This is a genomic window from Bradyrhizobium oligotrophicum S58 (genome assembly GCF_000344805.1).
Classification (GTDB): Bacteria; Pseudomonadota; Alphaproteobacteria; order Rhizobiales; family Xanthobacteraceae; genus Bradyrhizobium; species Bradyrhizobium oligotrophicum.
The window spans coordinates 6359769-6380614 of sequence record NC_020453.1; the positions used below are offsets into that span (position 1 = coordinate 6359769).

Genomic DNA, 20846 nt, shown 5'->3' on the forward strand with positions numbered 1-20846 from the left:
CCTGATCAGGATCAGGAATGGAATGATGTTGGCGAGAGCTTTGATGTCGGGCTGCAGCGTCGCAGCCATGTTGTGCGTTTTCAGCGCGTCCGCGCGCGCTGATGATCCGAAGCCGGCCGCGGAACTGCCCGAGGTCAACGTCACCGCGCCGAGCCCGATCCGCGCCCGCAAGCCGGTGGTGCCGCGGCCCAACCCCGGCCCGCGCGTCGCGCGCAGCGGGCCCCGTGCGCCGGCGCCGGCGCGCGAGGCGCAATCAGCACCGCCGCCCCCGCAGCAGGGCGTGACGCCGATCGTCACCGATCAGTTCGCGACCGTCACCGTGGTCCCGAACGAGGAGATCCGCCGCGCAGGCGCCGCCACGCTCGGCGACCTTCTGAATTCGAAGCCCGGCATCACCGGATCGAGCTTCGCGCCGGGCGCCTCGAGCCGGCCGATCATTCGCGGCCTCGACGTCAACCGCGTCGGCATCGTCGAGAACGGCATCGGCGGCGGCGGCGCCTCCGATCTCGGCGAGGATCACTTCGTGCCGATCGATCCGCTGACGAGCGACCAGATCGAGGTCGTCCGCGGCCCGGCGGCGCTGCGCTACGGCTCGACGTCGATCGGCGGCGTCGTCAGCGCCACCAACAATCGCATTCCGCAGGCGCTGCCAACCTGCTCGACCGCGCCGTTCCAGACCTATGGCTTGCCGGCGAGCGCGCCCGCCGCAGGCGGCGCGCCCTGCGTCACCGCGGAGACGCGCACCTCGTTCAACTCGGTCGATAGCGGCGTCGAAGGCGGCGTGCTGCTCGATGCCGGCGGCGGCAATTTTGCGCTTCACGCCGATGCCTATGGCCGCAAGACCGGCGACTATGCGATCCCCGGTTATCCCTATCTGTTCGATCAGACCCGCCCGGTGAATGGCCGCCAGCCCAACTCGGCGGTGCAGAATGATGGCGCCTCGATCGGCGGCAGCTATTTCTTCTCAGGCGGCTTCATCGGCGCTGCGATCACGCAGACCGACGCGCTCTACCACATCCCCGGCATCGACGGCGCCGACAGTCGGACGCGGATCGACGCGCACCAGACCAAGATCACCGCCAAAGGCGAGTATCGTCCTGACTCCGCGGCGATCGACGCCATCCGGTTCTGGGCCGGCGCCACCGACTATCGTCACAACGAGATCGGCCTTGCCGACACGGCCGATCCGACCACGGACGGCGTACGCCAGACCTTCACCAACCGCGAGCAGGAAGCGCGCGTCGAAATGCAGATGATGCCGGTCAATCTGCGCTTCGCGACGCTGACGACCGCCTACGGCGTGCAGGCCGGGCACCAGGAGCTGAATGCGCCGAGCCCCGATAATCCCGGCTCGGTGTTCAACGGCCTGTTCGGCCCCAACACCAACAACCGGGTCGCGGGCTACGTGTTCAACGAGTTCGCCTTCACACCGACGACCAAGGCGCAGATCGCCGGCCGCATCGAGCACGTGTCGCTGAATGGCTCGACGCCGAACTTCCCGGTCGACTACCTGCCGGACGGCACGCCGCAGGCGAACATCGCACGCAATCCGTCGTACACGCCGAAGAGCGCCAGCGTTGGCCTGTTGCAGAACCTGCCGGGCGACCTCGTTGCGAGCGTCACGGCGCAATATGTCGAGCGCGCCCCGAAGGCGGCCGAGCTGTTCTCGCGCGGCGGCCATGATGCGACGGCGACCTTCGACATCGGCAATCCGAACTTGACGCTCGAGACGGCCAAGACGGTGGAGGCCGGCCTGCGCAAGGCCACCGGTCCATTCCGCTTCGAGGCCACCGCCTACTACACGCAGTTCAGCAACTTCATCTATCGGCGGCTGACCGGCGTGATGTGCGATGGCGACTTCGCCTCTTGCGGCACCACCGGCACTGAGCTGAACCAGGCGGTCTACTCGCAGCGCAACGCGCTGTTCCGCGGCTTCGAGTTCCAGAGCCAGTACGACGTTGCCCAGCTCGGCAGCGGCATCTGGGGCATCGAGAACCAGTTCGACGTCGTGCGCGCCACCTTCCCCGACGGCACCAACGTGCCGCGCATTCCGCCGATGCGCGTCGGCGGCGGCCTGTTCTGGCGCGACGCCAACTGGCTCACCCGCATCAACCTGCTGCACGCCTTCGCGCAGAACGACATCGCACCGATCGCGGAGACGCCGACGCCGGGCTACAATCTGCTGAAGGCGGAGGTCAGCTACCGGACCAAGCTCGATCCGAACATGTTCGGCGCGCACGAGATGCTGGTCGGCATGGTCGGCAACAATCTGCTGAACGAGAAGATCCGCAACTCGGTATCCTATACCAAGGACGAGGTGCTGCTGCCCGGCATCGGCGTGCGGATCTTTGCCAACCTGAAGTTCTGATCGGAAACTCAGGACGCAGGAGGCCTCCTGCCTGCGTCCCCTCCTCAGTCGTTGCGAGGAGCGAAGCGACGAAGCAATCCAGACCTCCATCGGGACTCTGGATTGCTTCGCTTCGCTCGCAATGACGGAGAACTCTTAGGCCATGTAGCCCGGATGAGCGCAGCGACATCCGGGTTCACCGACACATCGCGTGAGACCCCGGATATCGCTGCGCTCATCCGGGCTACAAATCCGCAGTGACGGATGAGGTCAGCGCGCGTAATCCCAATCGGGCCGGATCTCACCCGAGACGCCTTCGAACGCGCCCTCGACCAGATCGTTCACCAGCAGGCGATTGTAATCGACCGGGCCCGGCATGGTCGCCCTGCCCTTCGGCACCGGCTTGAAGCCGACGCGCGCATAATAAGCGGCATCGCCGACCAGCAGGACGAAGCGGTGGCCTTGCGCCTTCGCATCCGCGACCGAGCGCTCCATCAGCATGCGGCCGATGCCGTGCTTGCGGAACGGCGGCTCGACGGTCAGCGGTCCCAGCATCAGCGCCTTGGTGTCGCCGACGCAGATCGGCAGTTGCCGCACCGAGCCGACCAGCAAGGTGCCGATATGCGCCGTGAACGACAATTCGAGCAGATGGTGGACGTGCTCGCGCAGCCGGTAGGCGCTCAGCACGAATCGGCCAGGGCCGAAGGTGCGCTCATGCAGCCGCTCGATCGCCTGCGCGTCGCCCGGCTTTTCCGCGGATATCGTAATGGAGAGGTCACTCATGTGGGGTGGCGGGATAGCATCCTGGAGCGGCGCGGTCCATGGCATGGCTCGCCCCGGTTCAAGAACCTCGTTCGCCCGTTTTGCCATGCTGAAATAATGAGCATCAGCCCGGCTTGACCGAAGATTGTGCTGAGATGTCAAGTTTCCCGAACTGACCTGAATTAACCTGCCCCCAGGTCACGAGCGCTGCAGTCGCCACCGCAGCCTTGCGGACCGCCCATAGGCAGCACGAGTGGCTAGGTCGAGCATGACGGGTGCGTTCAGGTCGCGCCATCGCGGCGAAACTCATGTATTCGGCGATCTCAAGACGCTGATGGCCTGTGCCTCCCCACGCCGCTCAGGCGATGAGCTGGCAGGTGTTGCAGCCGCCAGCGCGACACGGCGAGTGGCGGCGCGGATGGCGCTGGCCGACGTGCCGCTGCGGCGCTTTCTCGACGAGCCGCTGATTCCCTATGAGAGCGACGAGGTCACGCGCCTCATCCTCGACAGCCACGATGCTGCCGCATTCGCACCCGTCGCCGCGCTGACGGTCGGTGAGCTGCGCGAATGGCTGATGTCGTGGGAGGCCGATGCCGAGCGGCTGGCCGCGCTCGCCCCTGGCCTCACGCCGGAAATGGTGGCCGCGGTATCCAAGCTCTGCGGCAATGGCGACCTCATTGCGATTGCCGCCAAATGCCGGGTCGTGACGCGTTTCCGCTCCACCATCGGCCTGCACGGGCGGCTGGCGTCGCGGCTGCAGCCGAACGATCCGACCGACGATCCGCTGGCGATTGCGGCCGGCACGCTCGACGGGCTGCTGTACGGCATGGGCGATGCCGTGATCGGCATCAACCCGGCGACCGACAATGTCGACGCCTGCATCCGCCTGCTCACGATGCTCGATCAGCTCAGGCTGAAATTCGAGGTACCAACGCAGTCCTGCGTGCTGAGCCATGTCACGACCTCGATCCAGGCCATCGAGAAGGGCGCGCCACTCGATCTCGTGTTCCAGTCGATCGCCGGTACCGAGGCTGCCAATGCCGGCTTCGGCGTGACGCTCGCGGTGCTGGCGGAGGCGCAGGACGCTGCCTTGTCGCTGAAGCGCGGCACGGTCGGCAACAACGTGATGTATTTCGAGACCGGCCAGGGCGCGGCGCTGTCCGCGGACGCCCATCACGGCCTCGATCAGCAGACGGTCGAGGCGCGGGCCTATGCGGTGGCGCGCGCCTTCTCCCCGCTGCTGGTCAACACCGTGGTCGGATTCATCGGTCCGGAATATCTCTACGACGCGAAGGAGATCATCCGTGCGGGCCTCGAGGATCATTTCTGCGCCAAGCTGCTCGGCGTGCCCATGGGCTGCGACGTCTGCTACACCAACCACGCCGAGGCCGATCAGGACGACATGGACGATCTGGCGCTGCTGCTGGCAGTGGCCAACGTCAACTTCCTGATCGCGGTGCCCGGCGCCGACGACATCATGCTCAATTATCAGAGCCTGTCGCATCACGACGTGATGCGGCTGCGGCATGTACTCGGCCGCCGGCCCGCGCCGGAGTTCGAGGCCTGGCTGGCAGGCATGGGCCTGCTCGACGACAGCGGCCGCGTGCCGCCGCTGCCCGGCAGCGCACCGGCCGTGGCCCGGCTGATCGGCCAGGGAGCGCGCCCATGAGGGACGATGCGCTCGAGATGCTGCGCCGGATGACGCGCGCCCGCGTCGCGCTCGGCCGCTCCGGCGACGGGCTGCCGACCGCAGCGAAGCTCGAATTCCAGATGGCGCATGCGCTGGCGCGCGATGCCGTATGGGGCAAAGTCGATTTCGACGGCATCGCAGCCGCGCTCACGCCGCGCGAGGTGATCAAGGTCGCGAGCGCAGCGCCGGACCGTGCCAGCTATCTGCGCCGGCCCGACCTTGGCCGCCGCCTTGCCGCGGGCGAAGCGTCCAGGTTGCCACCGGGTCCGTTCGATCTCGTCTTCGTCATTGCCGACGGGCTCTCCGCCGATGCGGTCGAAGGCCATGCGGCTGACGTGGTGATCGCGACCGAGGCGCGGCTGTCGGGCCTGACGATCGGCCCGGTCGTGCTCGCCTCGCAGGCGCGCGTGGCGCTGGGCGACGATGTCGGTGCCGCCATGGGAGCCGGGCTGGTCGCGGTCATGATCGGCGAGCGTCCGGGGCTGTCGGCGGCCGACTCGCTTGGCGTCTATCTCTCGCTCGATCCAGCTCCCGGCCTGCGCGACAGCGCCCGCAACTGCATCTCCAACATTCACGGTCACGGCCTGTCCGCGGAGCGCGCCGCCGACAAGCTGGCCTGGCTGGTGCGCGAAGCGCTGCGCACCGGCGTCACCGGCATCGGACTCAAGGAGGCGGCGCCGGACGCCGCGCTCGCGACGACACAAGCGACGACACAGATCACCCATCACAAACCGACAGGAGCGCGTGACCATGAGTAGCGAGACCAAACCGACGCTTTCGAAGAGCCTGACCGGACTCCATCTCTGGGGCATCGCGGTCGGGCTCGTGATCTCCGGCGAGTATTTCGGCTGGAGCTATGGCTGGGACAAGGCCGGCACGCTCGGCTTCCTCGTCACCACGATCTTCATCGCGGTGATGTACACCACCTTCATCTTCTCCTTCACCGAGCTCACCACCGCGATCCCGCATGCCGGTGGTCCGTTCGCCTATTCCTATCGCGCCTTCGGTCCGCTCGGCGGCTTCGTCGCCGGCTTCGCGACGCTGATCGAGTTCGTATTCGCACCGCCCGCCATCGCACTCGCGATCGGCGCCTATCTCAACGTCCAGTTTCCAGCGCTGTCGCCGAAGACCGCCGCACTCGGCGCCTACCTGGTATTCATGGCCCTCAATATCGCCGGCGTGACCATCGCGGCGACCTTCGAGCTGTTCGTGACGATCCTGGCGATCATCGAGCTCTTCGTGTTCATGGGCGTGGTGACACCCGGCTTCTCCTTTGCCAACTTCGCCGCGAATGGCTGGGCCGGAGAGAATTCGTTTTCGATGGCGAGCATCGGCGGAATCATCGCGGCGATCCCGTTCGCGATCTGGTTCTTCCTGGCCATCGAGGGCGCTGCGATGGCGGCGGAAGAGACCAAGAATCCGACCCGAACCATTCCGCTCGCCTACATTGCCGGCATCCTGACTCTCGTCGTGCTCGCCTTCGGCACCATGATCATGGCCGGCGGCGTCGGCGACTGGTCGAAGCTGTCCAACATCAACGATCCCTTGCCACAGGCGATGAAGATCGTGGTCGGCGAGAATTCGGGTTGGCTGCACATGCTGGTGTGGATCGGCCTGTTCGGCCTGATCGCCTCGTTCCACGGCATCATCATGGGCTATTCGCGGCAGATCTTCGCGCTGTCGCGGGCCGGCTTCCTGCCGGCGAAGCTCGCCGCGCTGCATCCGACCTGCCGCACGCCACATTGGGCGATCCTTGCCGGCGGCGTGATCGGCATCGCCGCGATCTATTCCGACGAGCTGATCCAGTTCGCCGGGCAGACACTGACGGCCAACATCGTCACGATGAGCGTGTTCGGCGCGCTCGTGATGTACATCATGAGCATGGCCGCGCTGTTCCGCCTGCGCGCCACCGAGCCCAATCTTATCAGGCCGTTCAAGGCGCCACTCTACCCGGTGCTTCCGGCCGTGGCGCTGGTATGCGCGACGCTGTCGCTGCTCACGATGATCTGGTACAACCTGCAGGTGTTCGCAGCGTTCGTGGTGCTGTTCGCCGCCGGCCTGCTGCTCTATCGTCTGACGGCAGGCAAGCGCGGCAATGCAGCGAATGACAGTCTGCTCGATATCGCATTGACCGAGGCCCGCGCCATGGCCGACTGATCGGCCGGACCCGCGATACCAGATCGAGGCGAGCCCTCCGCGTCCCAACGCGGAGGGCTTCATCGATAGCCCGCTTCGCCAGGCACGTGACTTGCATAACTACGAGGTGTCAACCGACGGCATACGTCCTCAAAGGCGAGGATTTCATGGCACAGCCTCTTGCAGCCGAACGCGAGCATCCGCGAGACCGCAGCCGCAACATCCTGGCCGCTGCTGCGACCGGCGTCGCCGATTTCATCGCCCAGACGGGAGGGCGCCCCGAGGCGGTGTTCGAGCGGATCGGCATCGACGCAGACTGCCTCGGCCAGACCCGCCGCGCGCTCGACCTCGCCGACTATGTCGCGATGATGGAAGACGCCGCGCAGGAGACCGGCAACGACAATTTCGGCCTGTGGTTCGGCCAGCGCTACCAGCCGCAGATGCTTGGCCTGATCGGCGAGATCGCGCTGTCGGCGCCGACGCTCGGCTCGGCGATCGAACACCTCGCGCTGTGGTTTCCCTGGCATCAGCAGGCGACCGAGACCCGGCTCACACGCCGCGACGGTTTTCTCCGGCTCGAATATCGCATCCTCGATGGCTCGATCGTCGATCGCAGGCAGGATGCCGAGCTGACGATGGGCATGTTCGCCAACGTCTTCCGGGCCTGTCTCCCGTCAGGCTGGGCGCCGGAGATGGTGATATTCGAGCATGCGCGGCCCGCCACCTGGCGTGATCATGAAGCCGCGTTCGACGCCGACGTGGGATGGTCGCAGGGCACCAACGCGCTGGTGTTTCGCGATCAAGGCCTGGACCGCGCCATGCCAGGGGCCGATCTGTCACGCCTTCAGCGGCTGACGACCGATCTTGCCGGTGTCGCCGGCTCCTGCGGCACGCCGGCGTTCCTCGATCTCGTCCGCGGCGAGATCAGGCGACGGCTGTCGGCCGGCGCGCAGCATCTCGAGGAGGTTGCCGAGGCGCTGTCGATGACGCCCTGGACCCTGCAACGCCGCCTCGCCGAGCTTGGCGTCACCTTCTCCGATCTCGTCGAGACGACGCGTCTCGATCTCGCTCGCCACTATCTGCGCCAAACTCATCTGCCGCTCGGCGACGTCACCTTCCTGCTCGGCTATTCCGAAGCCTCGGCCTTCTCCCGCGCCTTCTCGCGCTGGACCGGCTGTAGCCCGCGTCAGTGGCGCCAACTCTCGCTGCGACCGACGGCCCGCGGCTGACGGCGCGAGGCCAAAGTCAGCCTGCCGGCATCGTCTTCTCGACCAGCCGCACCCAATAGGAGGCGCCGTGGCCGAGAATGTTGTCGTTGAAGCGATAGGCCGGATGGTGGCAGTCCTTGCCGTCGCCCATGCCGAGGAACACGAACGCGCCCGGGCGTGCCTGCAGCATGAAGGCGAAATCCTCGGCCCCCATCAGCGGCGGCGCGTTATCGACGACGCGCTCCACACCAACGACGTCGCGCGCGACATCGGCTGCGATCACGGCTTCCCGCGCGTGGTTCGTCGTGATCGGATAGAGCCGTGTGTATTTCGTCGTCGCGGTTCCGCCATAGGTGCGGGCGATGCCGTCGGCGACCTCGGCGATGCGGCGCTCGACCAGGTCCTGCACGTCGGCATCAAGCGTGCGCACGGTGCCCTTCAATTCGACGGTCTCGGGAATGACGTTCAAGGCCTTGCCGGCCTCGACCACGCAGATCGAAATGACCGCGGACTTGATCGGATCGACGTTGCGCGACACGATCGACTGCAGCGCGGTGATGATGTGCGCGGCGATCAGCACGCTGTCGACCGCCTTGTGAACGCCGGCGCCGGCGTGACCACCCTTGCCATGCACGGTGATCTCGAGCTCATCGGAAGCGGCCAGCATCGGGCCCGGCCGCAAGGCGAACACGCCTTCGGGCACGCCCGGTGCGTTGTGCAGGCCGTAGACCTCCTGGATGTCCCAGCGGCTCATCAGGCCGTCATCGACCATCGCCTTGCCGCCGGCACCCCCCTCCTCCGCCGGCTGGAAGATCAGAACCGCGGTGCCATCGAAATTGCGGGTCTCGGAGAGATGTTTTGCTGCCCCGAGCAGCATGGCGGTGTGGCCGTCATGGCCGCAGGCATGCATCAGCCCCGGCGTTTTCGACGCATAGGGGACGCCGGAGGCCTCCTCGATCGGCAGTGCATCCATGTCGGCGCGCAGGCCGATGGTGCGGCCGGAACTCGTCTGGCGGCCACGAATGACTCCGACCACTCCGGTGCGCCCGATGCCCGTCACGACCTCGTCGCAGCCGAAGTCGCGCAGCCGCTCGGCGACGATGCCGGCGGTGCGATGCACCTCGTACATCAGTTCGGGATGTTCGTGGAAATCGTGACGCCAGGCGGCCATGTCGTCCGCGAGCGCGGCGATGCTGTTGAGGATGGGCATGGAGGTGGTGTTCTCGTTCAGGACGTTGAGGCTTGGACCATGGCTGGAACGGCGGGCGGACACAAGCTTCGACCGGACGATGGCGGCATCTCGATCCGCAGGTCAGCTTCCGACGGGTGCCTGTGACAGATACGCCAGCAGCTTCATCTCGCGCCGGCCGCGGGTGACGGTGTCGAGCACCAGGCCCGAGGAGGCCGACAGCAGCGCCATGATCATCAGGCCCATCGACAGCACCGCGGTCGGCAGCCGCGGCACCAGCCCGGTCTCGATATAGGTGACCAGGATCGGAATCGCGAAGCCGATCGAGATCAACGCGAGGAAGATGCCGATCGCGGAGAAGAATCGCAGCGGCTTCTCCGAGCGGTAGAGCTTCAGGATCGTGCCCAGGATGCGGAAGCCGTCGCGCCAGGTGTTGAGCTTGGACACCGAGCCCTCCGGCCGTGCGTAGTACGGCGTCGCGATTTCGGCGACCGGCAATGCCAGCTCCAGTGCATGCACGGTGAGTTCGGTCTCGATCTCGAAGCCGTCGGAGAGGACGGGGAAGGATTTGACGAAGCGGCGCGAGAACACGCGGTAGCCGGACAGGATGTCCTTGAAGGCCTGGCCGAACACCTCGGCGAGGAAGCTCGTCAGCATCCAGTTGCCGGTGCGATGGCCCATGCGGTAGGCGGCCTGCTCCTGGTCGACCCGCAGCCCGACCACCATGTCGAGATGCTCGGTGACGAGACGCTCGATCATGCCAGGCACGCTCGGCGCGTCGTAGGTCGCATCGCCGTCGACCAGGACGTAGATGTCGGCATCGATATCGGCGAACATGCGCCGGACCACGTGACCCTTGCCCTGCCGCCGCTCGCTGCGCACCTCGGCGCCGGCGGCGCGCGCGACCTCGACCGTGCGATCCCTCGAATTGTTATCGTAGACGTAGACGACAGCCGTCGGCAGCGCCTGTTTGAAGTCCCTGACGACGGCGGCGACCGCTGCCTCCTCGTTGTAGCAGGGCACCAGCACCGCGATCCGCATCGATGGTGAATTCATTGACCCTTCTCCCACGGCCGGGAGACTGCCCTCTTTCGGTGCAGAATCTCATAATGCGCCGGCCCCAACGGGCTGTTCGGGCCGCCAGGTGGGAATGATCTTAACGCCGTCTAGCACCTCGCGCAGGCGCGACAGCGTGCCCAGCGTCGTCCCCTCCGGCAGCGCATCGGCAGCGAAGAATCCGGTCTCGACGATCTCGTGGTTGGGCTCCGGCGGCCGGTCCTGCGTGAACCTTTTGATAACGAACACCGCGACGTGGTCGCGCGGCGAGACGTGGCTGTTGAGGAAGATGCCGTGCAGCTCCGGCTCGCCGGAGAGCGCAATCCGCCCCTCCTCGAACAGCTCCCGGGTCAAGGCCTCCATGAAGGTCTCGCCGACCTCGACCCCGCCGCCCGGCAGGTGCCAGCCCGACACATAGCCATGCCGGACCAGGAACACGCGGTTGTCGCCGTCCAGCACCACGCCGCGGACGCCGAGGGTCATGCCGCGGGCGAAGCGCCAGTACATGTGGAAGCCGCGCCGGAGCACCGGCTCGAGCCGGATCCGCAATCTGCTGAGATGTGCCGCCATGAACTCCTTCGTCCCGGTTGTTCTTGCGCTCGACCGCCGGGCTTGCCATGAGAGCCTCCAGCATGAGGGATAGCACGACATGACCGCTTGGCGCGCTCGCATCCACCTTCGGCGCAGGGACGCCTGATGGCCGCCTTCACGCTCGCTCATCTGTCCGATCCGCATCTCGCCCCGCTGTCGCGGCCGCGTCTGGCCGAGCTCGCCGGCAAGCGGGCGCTCGCTTATCTCAACTGGACGCGGAACCGTTACAAGTATCACCGCCGTGACATTCTCGACCTGCTCATCTCCGACCTGCACACGCAGATGCCGGACCAGATTGCGGTCACCGGCGACCTGGTCAATTTCGCGCTCGAGGCCGAATTCCCCCTCGCTTTGGCCTGGCTGCGGACGGTGGGTCCGCCCGACAAGGTCACCGCGATCCCCGGCAATCACGACGCCTATGTGCGGTCGACGCGGCTGCGCTTCGCCGAGAGCTTTGCCGAGTATTTCGGCGGCGACGCCGAGGGACCGGCAACGTTTCCCTCGCTGCGCCGGAGGGGGCCGCTGGCGCTGATCAGCCTGTCGTCGGCCGTGCCCTCGGCACCCTTCATGGCGACCGGTCGGCTCGGCAGCGCACAGCTCGCCGCGCTGGAGCGGCTACTCGAATCGCTCGCGCACGAACAGCTGTTTCGCGTGCTGCTCGTGCATCATCCGCTGCGCTCGGCGCATCGGATGAAGCGGCTGACCGACGCCCGCGACCTGATCGCGCTGCTCGCCCGCCATGGCGTCGAGCTGGTCCTGCACGGCCACGACCACGTGCATTCGACGATCTGGATCGACGGTCCCGAGCGCAAGATCCCGGTGGTCGGCGTGCCCTCGGCGTCCTCGATCGCGCACGGCCATTATCCGGCCGCGGCCTACAACATCTTCGCCGTCAGCAGCGACGGCAATCACTGGCGCTGCGAGATGACCGTGCGCGCCGTCAACGAGGCGCTGCGCGTGCGCGAGATCCGCCAGATCCGGCTGCTCTGACGTCGCGGTCAGAAATACATCGGCTTCAGGCTCTCATAGAGCGCGACGCCGAACAGCGACAGCGCCCCGAGCACGAAGCCGAGCACGAACGGCCACACGCCGCCGCGCCGCCGCGGCGGCTCGATCACCTGGGCCTGCGCCTGCGCCACGCTGAAGGCGCGCTCGCGCTCGACCATGCGGCGCGCGACGTAGTCGGTGACGGCCTTCACGATGGCCGCGAGATCGTGCGACTCGGCGAGCACGATGCGACCATTGCGAGTATCCTGCACGAAGCGATACTGCCGCTTGTCGCGTCCCATCACGACGTGGGCGACGACGTCGATCCACAGCCGCGGCGTCTCGCCCTGGCTGATGCCGCGATCGAACAGGTCGATCTGACCAGGAATCTCGTCGAACAGCGGATCGAGCGCGTCGCTGAGGATTTCGAGCCGCGCCACCTCGGCATCGCGCAGATCGACCACCACGCCCGTTCGGTCTGCGGCCTCGATCCGGGCCTGGCGCAGCGCTTCGCGCAGGCGCACGGGGCGGGATTCTGTGCTGCTGTCGGCGGCCTCGGACATCGGTCACGCTTTCACGGTTTGGCCCTGGTTTCGCCAGGTTCCCACCCATTAACGTAGCAGTAACCCAGTATTCCGCAAACCCCTTTCATCTTCAATGGGTTATAAGCACGCTGCCGTAACCACGAAACGGACGTGGGCGGCCCCCTCCGGAATGACCCGGCTGAGACCGCCCCGTCCTTGGGCTCGTTCCTCGAGCTTATTCAAATACCCGGCAATGCATTCCTTGTCGGCGGTCAGGCCGCCGGAGCGCGTTGCGGCTCCTCGACGATCGAGAACCGCACGCCGGCCTTGTGGCGGTTCTCCTCGGAGACCTCGCGCCAGCAATCCTCGGCTTCCTTGCGCGACTTGAACGGACCCTTCACCTGGGCCGAGCCCTCCACCAGCTTGTGGAAATTCATCGAGCCGAATTCGCCGCCGATCACCCAGAAATTGCTGGTCATGAGACCCTCCTTCAACCGTCACAACTTTGACAGTGCATTGCGATTTGCGTGACAGGAGATAAACGCGAAACCGGCCACTTCGTATAGAGGCCTTGTTTTCGAATGGTGATGTTATGTAACATCATCACTTGTCATAAATGTCATTTTGTAAATTTTGTCACAAAAAGGCCCTTCGAGGAGATCGCTATGCGTGGTGAATCCGGAAAGAAGCTGTTCGTCGGCCCGCGCTTCCGCCGGATCCGCCAGCAACTGGGGCTGTCGCAGACCCAGCTCGCCGAGGGCCTCGGCATCTCGCCGAGCTACGTCAACCTGATCGAGCGCAACCAGCGTCCGGTCTCTGCCCAGATCCTGCTGCGGCTGGCGGAGACCTACGACCTCGATTTGCGCGACCTCGCCACAGCCGACGAGGACCGCTTCTTCGCCGAACTCAACGAGATCTTCTCCGATCCGCTGTTCCGGCAGATCGAGCTCCCCAAGCAGGAGATGCGCGACCTCGCCGAGCTGTGTCCCGGCGTCACCCATGCGCTGCAGCGGCTGTACGCGGCCTACACTGAGGCGCGCCGCGGCGAGACCCTCGTCGCCGCGCAGATGGCCGACCGCAACGAAGGCGCGCGCTTCGAGGCCAACCCGATCGAGCGGGTGCGCGACCTGATCGAGGCCAACCGCAATTATTTCGCCGAGCTCGAGCAGCAGGCCGAAGCCTTGCGCGACGCGCTCGACGTGCCCGCCGAAGGGCTGTACGCGGCGCTCGCAACGCGGTTGCGCGAAAAACATTCGGTGCAGACCCGGGTCATGCCGGTCGACGTCATGCGCGAGACGTTGCGCCGCTACGATCGCCACCGCCGCCAATTGCTGATTTCCGAACTCGTCGACGGGCCCGGCCGCACCTTCCAGCTCGCCGTCCAGCTCGGCATGGCCGAATGCCAGCAGCAGTTCGAGATCATCATCGGCCGCGCCGGCGCGCTCGACGACACCGCGCGCCGGCTCTATCGGATGACCCTGGCGAGCTACTTCGCCGCCGCCGTCATCATGCCCTATCCGGCGTTCCTCGCGGCCGCCGAAGCGCTGAGCTACGACATCAATGTGCTGGCGCAGCGCTTCAACGCCGGCTTCGAGCAGATCTGCCACCGTCTGACGACGCTGTCGCGCCCGAACGCGCGCGGCATTCCGTTCTTCATGCTGCGCGTCGACAATGCCGGCAACGTCTCCAAGCGCTTCTCGTCCGGCACCTTCCCGTTCTCCAAATTCGGCGGCACCTGCCCGTTGTGGAACGTGCACTCGACCTTCGACACGCCCGACCGGCTGCTAAAGCAGGTCATCGAGCTGCCGGATGGGTCGCGTTATTTCTCGATCGCTCAGATGGTGCGCCGCCCGGTGGCGCCGCATCCGCTGCCGCAGCCGCGCTTCGCCATCGGCCTGGGCTGCGAGATCCGCCACGCCTCGCGTTTGGTCTATGCCGCCGGCATGGACCTTGAGAAGACGGAGGGCACCCCGATCGGCGTCAACTGCCGGCTGTGCGAGCGCGAGAACTGCGCCCAGCGCGCCGAGCCGCCGATCACGCGGACGCTGATCTTGGATGAGACCACGCGGCGCGTCAGCTCGTTCGCGTTCAGCAATGCGAGGGAGTTGTAGGGCCACTACTCTCTCCCCCGTCATTCCGGGGCGCGCGCATCGCGAGCCCGGAATCCATCGCCCCGCGGGTTATGCTGCGAAATGGATTCCGGGCTCGCGCTGCGCGCGCCCCGGAATGACACTGAGTTTGTGACGACCACCCATCCACCGTCATTGCGAGCGAAGCGAAGCAATCCAGAGTCCAGCACGCGACTCTGGATTGCTTCGCTTCGCTCGCAATGACGGTGTGGAAGCATGCGCGATTCCCTTCTCGCGGCGCCTTCGCGTCCGAGCTTTGCTGATAGCCCGCCCCTTTGAACACAGAGGGCGCAGGGAAGACCGGGAGCTCGCCGCCCCCATGGCCCCCGTGCGAAAAAATGCACGGGGCAGGAACCACAGGTTCGGCTGGGACATCCCGGCCCTCCCTGCGCAATGGCTTTACGGCGTACTCCGCGCTCTCCCCAGGGACCGGCTGTCTTGCCCCTGTCATCAGCGCCATCATCGGCGCGAACTTGATCTCAGCACCGGGAGATCAGGACCACACGGCTTGGCCGTGCGCATCAAACTGTTCGTCGGCATGATCACTCACGCTGCAGCCCGACGCGCCCATCGCATCCCGCATCAACGCTCGTGACGACCGCGAAACGCCCCTCAGATCGAGGCGGGATGGGCGGAAGGATGGGATTGATTTGCCCGACACGACAAGCGGAAAATTTTTCCGAACACATCTGGACAGAGGTGATCGATTTGAAAGGACTACAAATTTCAGTTTTTCGGAGCAGACCATAGCCTCCCGACCATGCACACCAGGTCGGTGACGCATGCGCTCATTGATCCGGGGTGCCGTCGCCCTTCTCCGGCGGTAGCCGCGAGAAGCGGAAGTTGCAATGGCTCGCGCCGCCGGCGAGGGTTTGCGTCCGTTCCAGGTGGATGCCGCGCGTGGCGTAGGCGTCGAAATCGAGTCCACAGATATTCGGCAATATGTCCTGGTCACCGTGGCGGGCCGCGAATTTGCAGAAGCCGCACGCTTTGTAGTTGATGCCGAATTCGAATGGATCGCCTGGGCCGGGCTCGACGAAATCGTAGACGAAATCGTCCGGAAACGTCGTCTGATGGCTTTCGGACGAGCTCATCATCGCCTGCTCACGCAGCAAGGCCCGGTTCTCCGCGGACATGAATTGACGCCCCGCGGCAAGACGTTCGGCCTCGGGCTCGGTGAGCAGTTGGGCCTTGTAGGTGTGTCGCTCGATCTCGCCGATCACGGCCGTCGGCACGCCGTGTCGCCGCAGCACCCGGCTGATGGCCATGAAGCCGATCAGGCGCATGAAGAAGTCGCTCATGCGGCTGGCCGCGCCTCCGACATAGGGCATCTGGGTGAGCACGCGTTCGAATTCGTCCATCACCTCCTGCCTGATCCCATCGATATCGGAAAGGTTCGCACGATCGTTCAGCATCGGTTCTGCAAGGTCGAGGCGCTGCCGCATCGCCGCCTCCATTGCTCCGCGATGCTTCTCGTAGAACGGATGGACAATCTCAGACATGGTCACACCTCTCCAATCCTGCCGCATCAATAGTGACCGCAGGCTCGACGCACTCGAACTAACAAGCCTGGTTCGCGAACTTTTTCGGCGTGAGAAAGCACTGAACCAGCGAAAGCTGCGAACCGACCGTAGCCGGTCACGCCAAGTCCGCGCAAAGCAGACTTCCTTCGGTCGAGCACAAGAAAATCTATTGCAAGGGGGCCGCCTGACCGTGTCAAACTGAGCGCGATGACCTACGCCCTTCCACCCCTCAACGCGCTCCGCGCATTCGAAGCCGCCGCGCGGCATCTCAGCTTCAAGCTGGCTGCGCACGAATTGCACGTGACGCCCGCCGCTATTGGCCAGCAGGTGAAAGCACTGGAAGCGCGCCTCGGCGTCCGCCTGTTCGAGCGGCTGCATAAGCAGCTCATACTGACCCCGGCGGGCCAAGCCTATCTGCCCGGGATATCCGATGGCTTTCGGCGCATCGCAGACGCGACCTCACAATTGAAGCCGGCAGGCGCGGTCCTGCTGCAGTTGGGGCTCCATGGCGGCGTCGACCTGCGCCGCCTCGAACTGGCCGGGTTTCGCAGCGCGCATGCTGAGATCGGCCTGCGGGTGCTGCAGCCGGCGGGCCTGCACGAGCTGATCGAGGGCAAGGTCGACCTGCTGATCGAACGTAGCCTTGGCCACCATCCGGGCTATCGCTGCGACCGGATCGATGAGGGATCCGGCCTGGGGGATTGGCTGATCGGGCCTGAAGGCACCGCGGATTGCCCCGAGGTCGTCAGCCTTCGCGACTGGCTGCGCACCCGGGCCGTCAAGACCACGCAGGCCAACCATCGCCGCCCTCGCCTCGTCGGCACAGTCCAAAGCTGAGGCACGCTGCGGACGCCAAGGCTTCCCACAGCAAGGCTTCCCTCACATCGCGAGATGAACCTTAGTTCATCAATCTACGGCTGAGATCCAGGCACCATCTCGTCGGAAGGCTCCTGATCGGACGTCGCTCACCGAGCGTTCATGCCGCTTCGGACACGATGAACTCGCAGCACCGATTCGAATGGAACCGCACGGCTCCAGGATGGTTGCTTCGCAGTTCCACGCAGAAAAGTGAGAGTCAGTTGAACCGCCGTCAGTTCATTCAATCTGCGGCTGCAATCCCGGTCGCCGCATCGCTGGTGCGCAGCGCGGGAGCCGCAGCGCCTGCGAGCCAGCCGTTCAATGCGGCCTATGTGCGCGATCTCGCGCGCAATCTGGCTGCCAAGCCGTACGCCGCGCCGGACAACCAGCTGCCGGACGCGCTGGCGAAGCTCGATTACGACGCCTATCGTTCGATCCGCTTCCTGCCGGAGCATGCGCTGTGGCGCGACGAGAAGCTGCCGTTTCAGGCGCAGTTCTTCCACCGCGGCTCCATCTACAAGGACCGCGTCGACATCTACGAGGTGCTCGACGGACAGGCCAAGCCCGTGGCGTATCGTCCCGAGGAGTTCGCCTTCGGTCCGCAGGTCCCTGCGTTCCCGGCGGCCGATCTCGGCTTCGCTGGCTTTCGCATTCATGCGCCGATGAACCGGCCTGACTATTACGACGAGGTCTGCGTGTTTCTCGGCGCGAGCTATTTCCGCGCCGTTGCCAAGGGCGAGATCTACGGGCTCTCCGCGCGCGGACTTTCGATCGACACCGGCGAAGCGAAGGGCGAGGAGTTTCCCGTCTTCAAGGCGTTCTGGCTGGAGAAGCCGACGGGCGGTGCGACGGCGATGGTCGTGCATGCGCTGCTCGACAGCAAGAGCGCGACCGGCTCCTACCGCTTCACCATCCGTCCCGGCGACACCACGGTGTTCGACGTCGAGGCCTCGCTGTATCCGCGTGTCGAGATCGGCCATGCCGGGCTGGCGCCGATGACCAGCATGTTCTTCTTCGGGCCGAACGATCGCAACGAAACTGACGACTTCCGACCGGCGGTGCACGATTCCGACGGGCTCGCGATGTTCAACGGCAAGGGCGAGCAGCTCTGGCGGCCCCTGAGCAATCCGCGCGACCTGCAGGTCAGCGTGTTCAACGATCTCAACCCGCGCGGCTTCGGCCTGATGCAGCGCGAGCGGCAGTTCGCGGCCTATCAGGACCTCGAGTCGCGCTTCGAGCGGCGGCCGAGCCTGTGGATCGAGCCGATCGGCGATTGGGGTGAAGGCGCCGTGGTGCTGTTCGAGATTCCGACCAAGCAGGAGATCCACGACAACATCGCCGCATTCTGGCGGCCGAAGACGCCGCTCGCCGCCAAGGGCGAGCACAACATGACTTATCGCCTGCATTGGGGCCCGGACATGCCGAAGCCGCATGCGCTGGCGCGCTTCACCCGCACCGGCGTCGGCGCCCGCGGCGAGGCACGGCTGTTCGTCCTCGAACTCGCGGGCGACGTGCTGAAGGGCCTGGATCCGGGCACACTGAAGGGCGTGGTCAGTGCCGACAAGTCCGACGTGACCGACGTCGTCGCACAGCCCAATCCCGAGACCGGAGGATGGCGGCTGAGCTTCCAGTGTGCCGCCAAGGATGCGCCGGTCGAGCTGAGGGCCGAGCTGTTCGCCAGTGACAAGCTGATCTCAGAGACCTGGATCTACCGATGGACGCCATGACCGCAAGGCTGCCGCGCCCGCCTCACGAGGGACCGGGCTCGGACTTTCTCCCCGCCGAGGCGCCGCGTGAGATGGTGCCCGCGCCGCTCGGTCAGCCCGTGCCGGCCAGGCGCGCGCTCAGCAGCGGGATCGGCATCACGCTCCGGCGCGGTCTCATCCTGGTCGCCACCGCAGCGCTGACGCTCGCGGGCTGCGCCAAGATGTACCAGGTCGTCGAAGTCGGCGGCGTGACCGTGCTGGAAGGCATGGTGCTCGTGCTATTTTCGATTCTGCTGGCCTGGATCGCCTTTGCGTTCGTCACGGCGCTGGCCGGCTTCGGCGTGATGCTGGCGCGGCCCAGGGAGGCGATTCCGATCGCGGTGGACGGTCCGCTGCCGACGCTCTCCAGCCGTACGGCCATGCTGCTGCCGACCTACAATGAAGACCCCGACGCGGTGATGATCCGGCTGCGCGCGATGATCGAGTCGATTGCGGACACTGGCCAGGCGGCGCAGTTCGACTGGTTCCTGCTCAGCGATACCACCGATCCCGACATCTGGATCGGCGAGGAGGCTGCATTTCTCGCGCTGCGCCAGGCCTGCGGCGGCGCCCGCGTGTTCTACCGGCACCGCACCGACAATGTCGCGCGCAAGTCCGGCAACATCGCCGAGTGGGTGCGACGCTTCGGCGCCGCCTATGAGCACATGATCATCCTCGATGCCGACAGCCTGATGAGCGGCACCACCGTGGTGCGGCTGGCGCATGCCATGGAGCAGGCGCCGCAGGCCGGCCTGATCCAGACGCTTCCCGTGATCGTCAACGGCACCAGCCTGTTCGCGCGGCTGCAGCAATTCGCCGGCCGGCTCTACGGGCCCGTCATCGCGGCCGGCAATGCCTGGTGGTACGGCTCGGAAGGCAACTACTGGGGCCACAATGCCATCATTCGCGTGGCGGCGTTCGCGCAGGACGCTGCGCTCCCCGAGCTGCGCGGGCGAAAGCCGTTCGGCGGACATATCCTCAGCCACGATTTCATCGAGGCCGCGCTGATGCGCCGCGCCGGCTGGGGGATCTACATGACGGTGAATCTCGGCGGCAGCTTCGAGGAGGTGCCGCCCTCGCTGATCGACTACGCCGCGCGCGACCGCCGCTGGTGCCAGGGCAATCTGCAGCATCTGGCCGTGCTGCCGGCGCGCGGTCTGCACTGGGCGTCGCGGCTGCATCTGTTGATCGGGATCGGCGCCTATGTCACCGCACCGCTGTGGCTCGCCTTCCTCGTGCTCGGCATCCTGATCTCGCTGCAGGCCAACTTCGTTCGGCCCGAATATTTTCCCAAGGGCTTTGCGCTGTTTCCGAGCTGGCCGGCGCAGGATCCGGTGCTCGCCGCCCAGGTGTTCGGCGCGACCATCGGCCTGCTGATGATTCCGAAGCTGCTCGCCTGTCTGGCGACGTTGGTGACGGCAACCAGGCGACGCGGCTTTGGTGGCGGCGTGCGGCTCTGCGCCGCGGTGCTGACCGAGACGTTGCTCTCTGCGCTGATCGCGCCGTCGATGATGATCTTCCAGTCGGTCGCGGTGATCGAAATCCTGCTCGGCCGCGATGCCGGCTGGCAGGTGCAGCGCCGCAGCGACGGCGGCGTGAGCCGGCAGGAGATCGTCAGCAAGTTCGCGCTGCCGACCGTGTGCGGTCTGGTCATGGCCGCCAGCGCCACTGCGGTGTCGGTCCCGCTGCTGGCCTGGATGTCGCCCGTCATTGCCGGCCTCGTGCTCGCCATTCCGATCGGCCTGCTCACCGCCAGCCCTCGGGGCGGCGCCCGCCTGTTCACGACTCCGGAGGACCGCGTCCCGCCGCCGGTGCTGGTTCGTGCCAAAGAGCTCGCAGAGGAGAAGCGGCCCGCGCGCGGGCCTGCGCTGGCCGAGCTGCTACAGAACCGCGAACTCCGCCGCCGGCACGTCGAGGCGCTGCCGGCGCCGCAACGGCGCCAGCCCGGCGATATCGATGTCGACCTCGCCACCGCGAGAGCGCGGATCACCGAGGCCGGCTCGTTCGCGCAGGCGACCGGCTTCCTCTCACGCCGTGAAACGCTCGCCGTGCTCAAGGACGGCACGACCCTCGAGCAGCTCGTCGCGCTGCCTGCATAGGA

The 20846-nt window shown here is 66.1% G+C and carries 17 protein-coding genes; 10 read left to right on the forward strand and 7 right to left on the reverse strand.

What is annotated here, in order from left to right:
- Positions 1-43: 43 nt before the first annotated feature.
- Complete coding sequence (locus S58_RS27425; RefSeq protein ID WP_015668663.1) at positions 44-2368, forward strand: TonB-dependent receptor domain-containing protein; 2325 nt, start codon at positions 44-46, stop codon at positions 2366-2368.
- A gap of 249 nt (positions 2369-2617) precedes the next feature.
- Here S58_RS27425 and S58_RS27430 read toward each other — a convergent pair whose 3' ends face one another.
- Complete coding sequence (locus tag S58_RS27430) at positions 2618-3130, reverse strand: GNAT family N-acetyltransferase (RefSeq protein WP_015668664.1); 513 nt, start codon at positions 3128-3130, stop codon at positions 2618-2620.
- A 247-nt stretch (positions 3131-3377) separates the two neighbouring features.
- On the opposite strand from S58_RS27430, the gene S58_RS27435 reads away from it, so the two are divergent.
- The 4 genes from S58_RS27435 (at position 3378) to qhpR (ending at position 8164) form a co-directional block, all read left to right on the forward strand.
- Complete coding sequence (locus S58_RS27435; RefSeq protein WP_042340259.1) at positions 3378-4778, forward strand: ethanolamine ammonia-lyase subunit EutB; 1401 nt, start codon at positions 3378-3380, stop codon at positions 4776-4778.
- The gene (eutC, locus tag S58_RS27440) at positions 4775-5557 is read left to right on the forward strand and encodes an ethanolamine ammonia-lyase subunit EutC (protein ID WP_015668666.1); all 783 of its coding nucleotides are present in this window, start codon (positions 4775-4777) and stop codon (positions 5555-5557) included. The genes S58_RS27435 and eutC overlap by 4 nt, the downstream gene beginning before the upstream one ends.
- Complete coding sequence (eat, locus tag S58_RS27445) at positions 5550-6956, forward strand: ethanolamine permease (RefSeq protein ID WP_015668667.1); 1407 nt, start codon at positions 5550-5552, stop codon at positions 6954-6956. Before eutC ends, eat begins: the two co-directional genes overlap by 8 nt.
- Before the next feature lie 146 nt (positions 6957-7102).
- Entirely contained in the window at positions 7103-8164 is a 1062-nt protein-coding gene (gene qhpR, locus S58_RS27450; RefSeq protein ID WP_015668668.1) for an AraC-like transcriptional regulator QhpR, read from the forward strand.
- A 16-nt stretch (positions 8165-8180) separates the two neighbouring features.
- Here the strand turns inward: qhpR and S58_RS27455 are convergent, their stop codons facing one another.
- The 3 genes from S58_RS27455 to S58_RS27465 form a co-directional block, all read right to left on the reverse strand.
- Positions 8181-9353: a M20 aminoacylase family protein gene (locus S58_RS27455; protein WP_015668669.1), complete on the reverse strand. Its 1173-nt coding sequence runs from the start codon at positions 9351-9353 to the stop codon at positions 8181-8183.
- Between the two features lie 102 nt (positions 9354-9455).
- Positions 9456-10388 carry a glycosyltransferase family 2 protein gene (locus tag S58_RS27460; protein ID WP_015668670.1) on the reverse strand — a complete coding sequence of 311 codons (933 nt, stop codon included), beginning with the start codon at positions 10386-10388 and terminating at the stop codon, positions 9456-9458.
- A gap of 48 nt (positions 10389-10436) precedes the next feature.
- The gene (locus S58_RS27465) at positions 10437-10958 is read right to left on the reverse strand and encodes an NUDIX domain-containing protein (protein ID WP_015668671.1); all 522 of its coding nucleotides are present in this window, start codon (positions 10956-10958) and stop codon (positions 10437-10439) included.
- A gap of 126 nt (positions 10959-11084) precedes the next feature.
- On the opposite strand from S58_RS27465, the gene S58_RS27470 reads away from it, so the two are divergent.
- The gene (locus tag S58_RS27470; RefSeq protein WP_015668672.1) at positions 11085-11969 is read left to right on the forward strand and encodes a metallophosphoesterase family protein; all 885 of its coding nucleotides are present in this window, start codon (positions 11085-11087) and stop codon (positions 11967-11969) included.
- Positions 11970-11977: 8 nt separating this feature from the next.
- On the opposite strand, the gene S58_RS27475 is transcribed toward S58_RS27470, so the two are convergent.
- Together S58_RS27475 and S58_RS27480 are read right to left on the reverse strand one after the other, a co-directional pair.
- A complete protein-coding gene (locus tag S58_RS27475; protein WP_015668673.1) occupies positions 11978-12529 on the reverse strand; it encodes a hypothetical protein in 552 nt (183 codons plus the stop codon).
- 233 nt (positions 12530-12762) lie between these two features.
- Entirely contained in the window at positions 12763-12969 is a 207-nt protein-coding gene (locus S58_RS27480) for a DUF4170 domain-containing protein (protein ID WP_006612464.1), read from the reverse strand.
- Between the two features lie 186 nt (positions 12970-13155).
- Here S58_RS27480 and S58_RS27485 point away from each other — a divergent pair, with 186 nt between their 5' ends.
- A complete protein-coding gene (locus S58_RS27485) occupies positions 13156-14601 on the forward strand; it encodes a helix-turn-helix domain-containing protein (RefSeq protein WP_015668674.1) in 1446 nt (481 codons plus the stop codon).
- Positions 14602-15407: 806 nt separating this feature from the next.
- On the opposite strand, the gene S58_RS27490 is transcribed toward S58_RS27485, so the two are convergent.
- A complete protein-coding gene (locus S58_RS27490; protein ID WP_015668675.1) occupies positions 15408-16121 on the reverse strand; it encodes an L-2-amino-thiazoline-4-carboxylic acid hydrolase in 714 nt (237 codons plus the stop codon).
- A gap of 228 nt (positions 16122-16349) precedes the next feature.
- Here S58_RS27490 and S58_RS27495 point away from each other — a divergent pair, with 228 nt between their 5' ends.
- From S58_RS27495 to mdoH, 3 genes are all read left to right on the forward strand, one after another.
- Positions 16350-16979, forward strand: coding sequence for a LysR family transcriptional regulator (locus tag S58_RS27495; protein ID WP_015668676.1), 630 nt, complete (start codon positions 16350-16352; stop codon positions 16977-16979).
- A 242-nt stretch (positions 16980-17221) separates the two neighbouring features.
- Positions 17222-18727, forward strand: a complete 1506-nt coding sequence (locus S58_RS27500) for a glucan biosynthesis protein G (RefSeq protein WP_015668677.1) — start codon at positions 17222-17224, stop codon at positions 18725-18727.
- Entirely contained in the window at positions 18724-20844 is a 2121-nt protein-coding gene (mdoH, locus tag S58_RS27505) for a glucans biosynthesis glucosyltransferase MdoH (protein WP_042340969.1), read from the forward strand. Before S58_RS27500 ends, mdoH begins: the two co-directional genes overlap by 4 nt.
- Positions 20845-20846 lie beyond the last annotated feature (2 nt).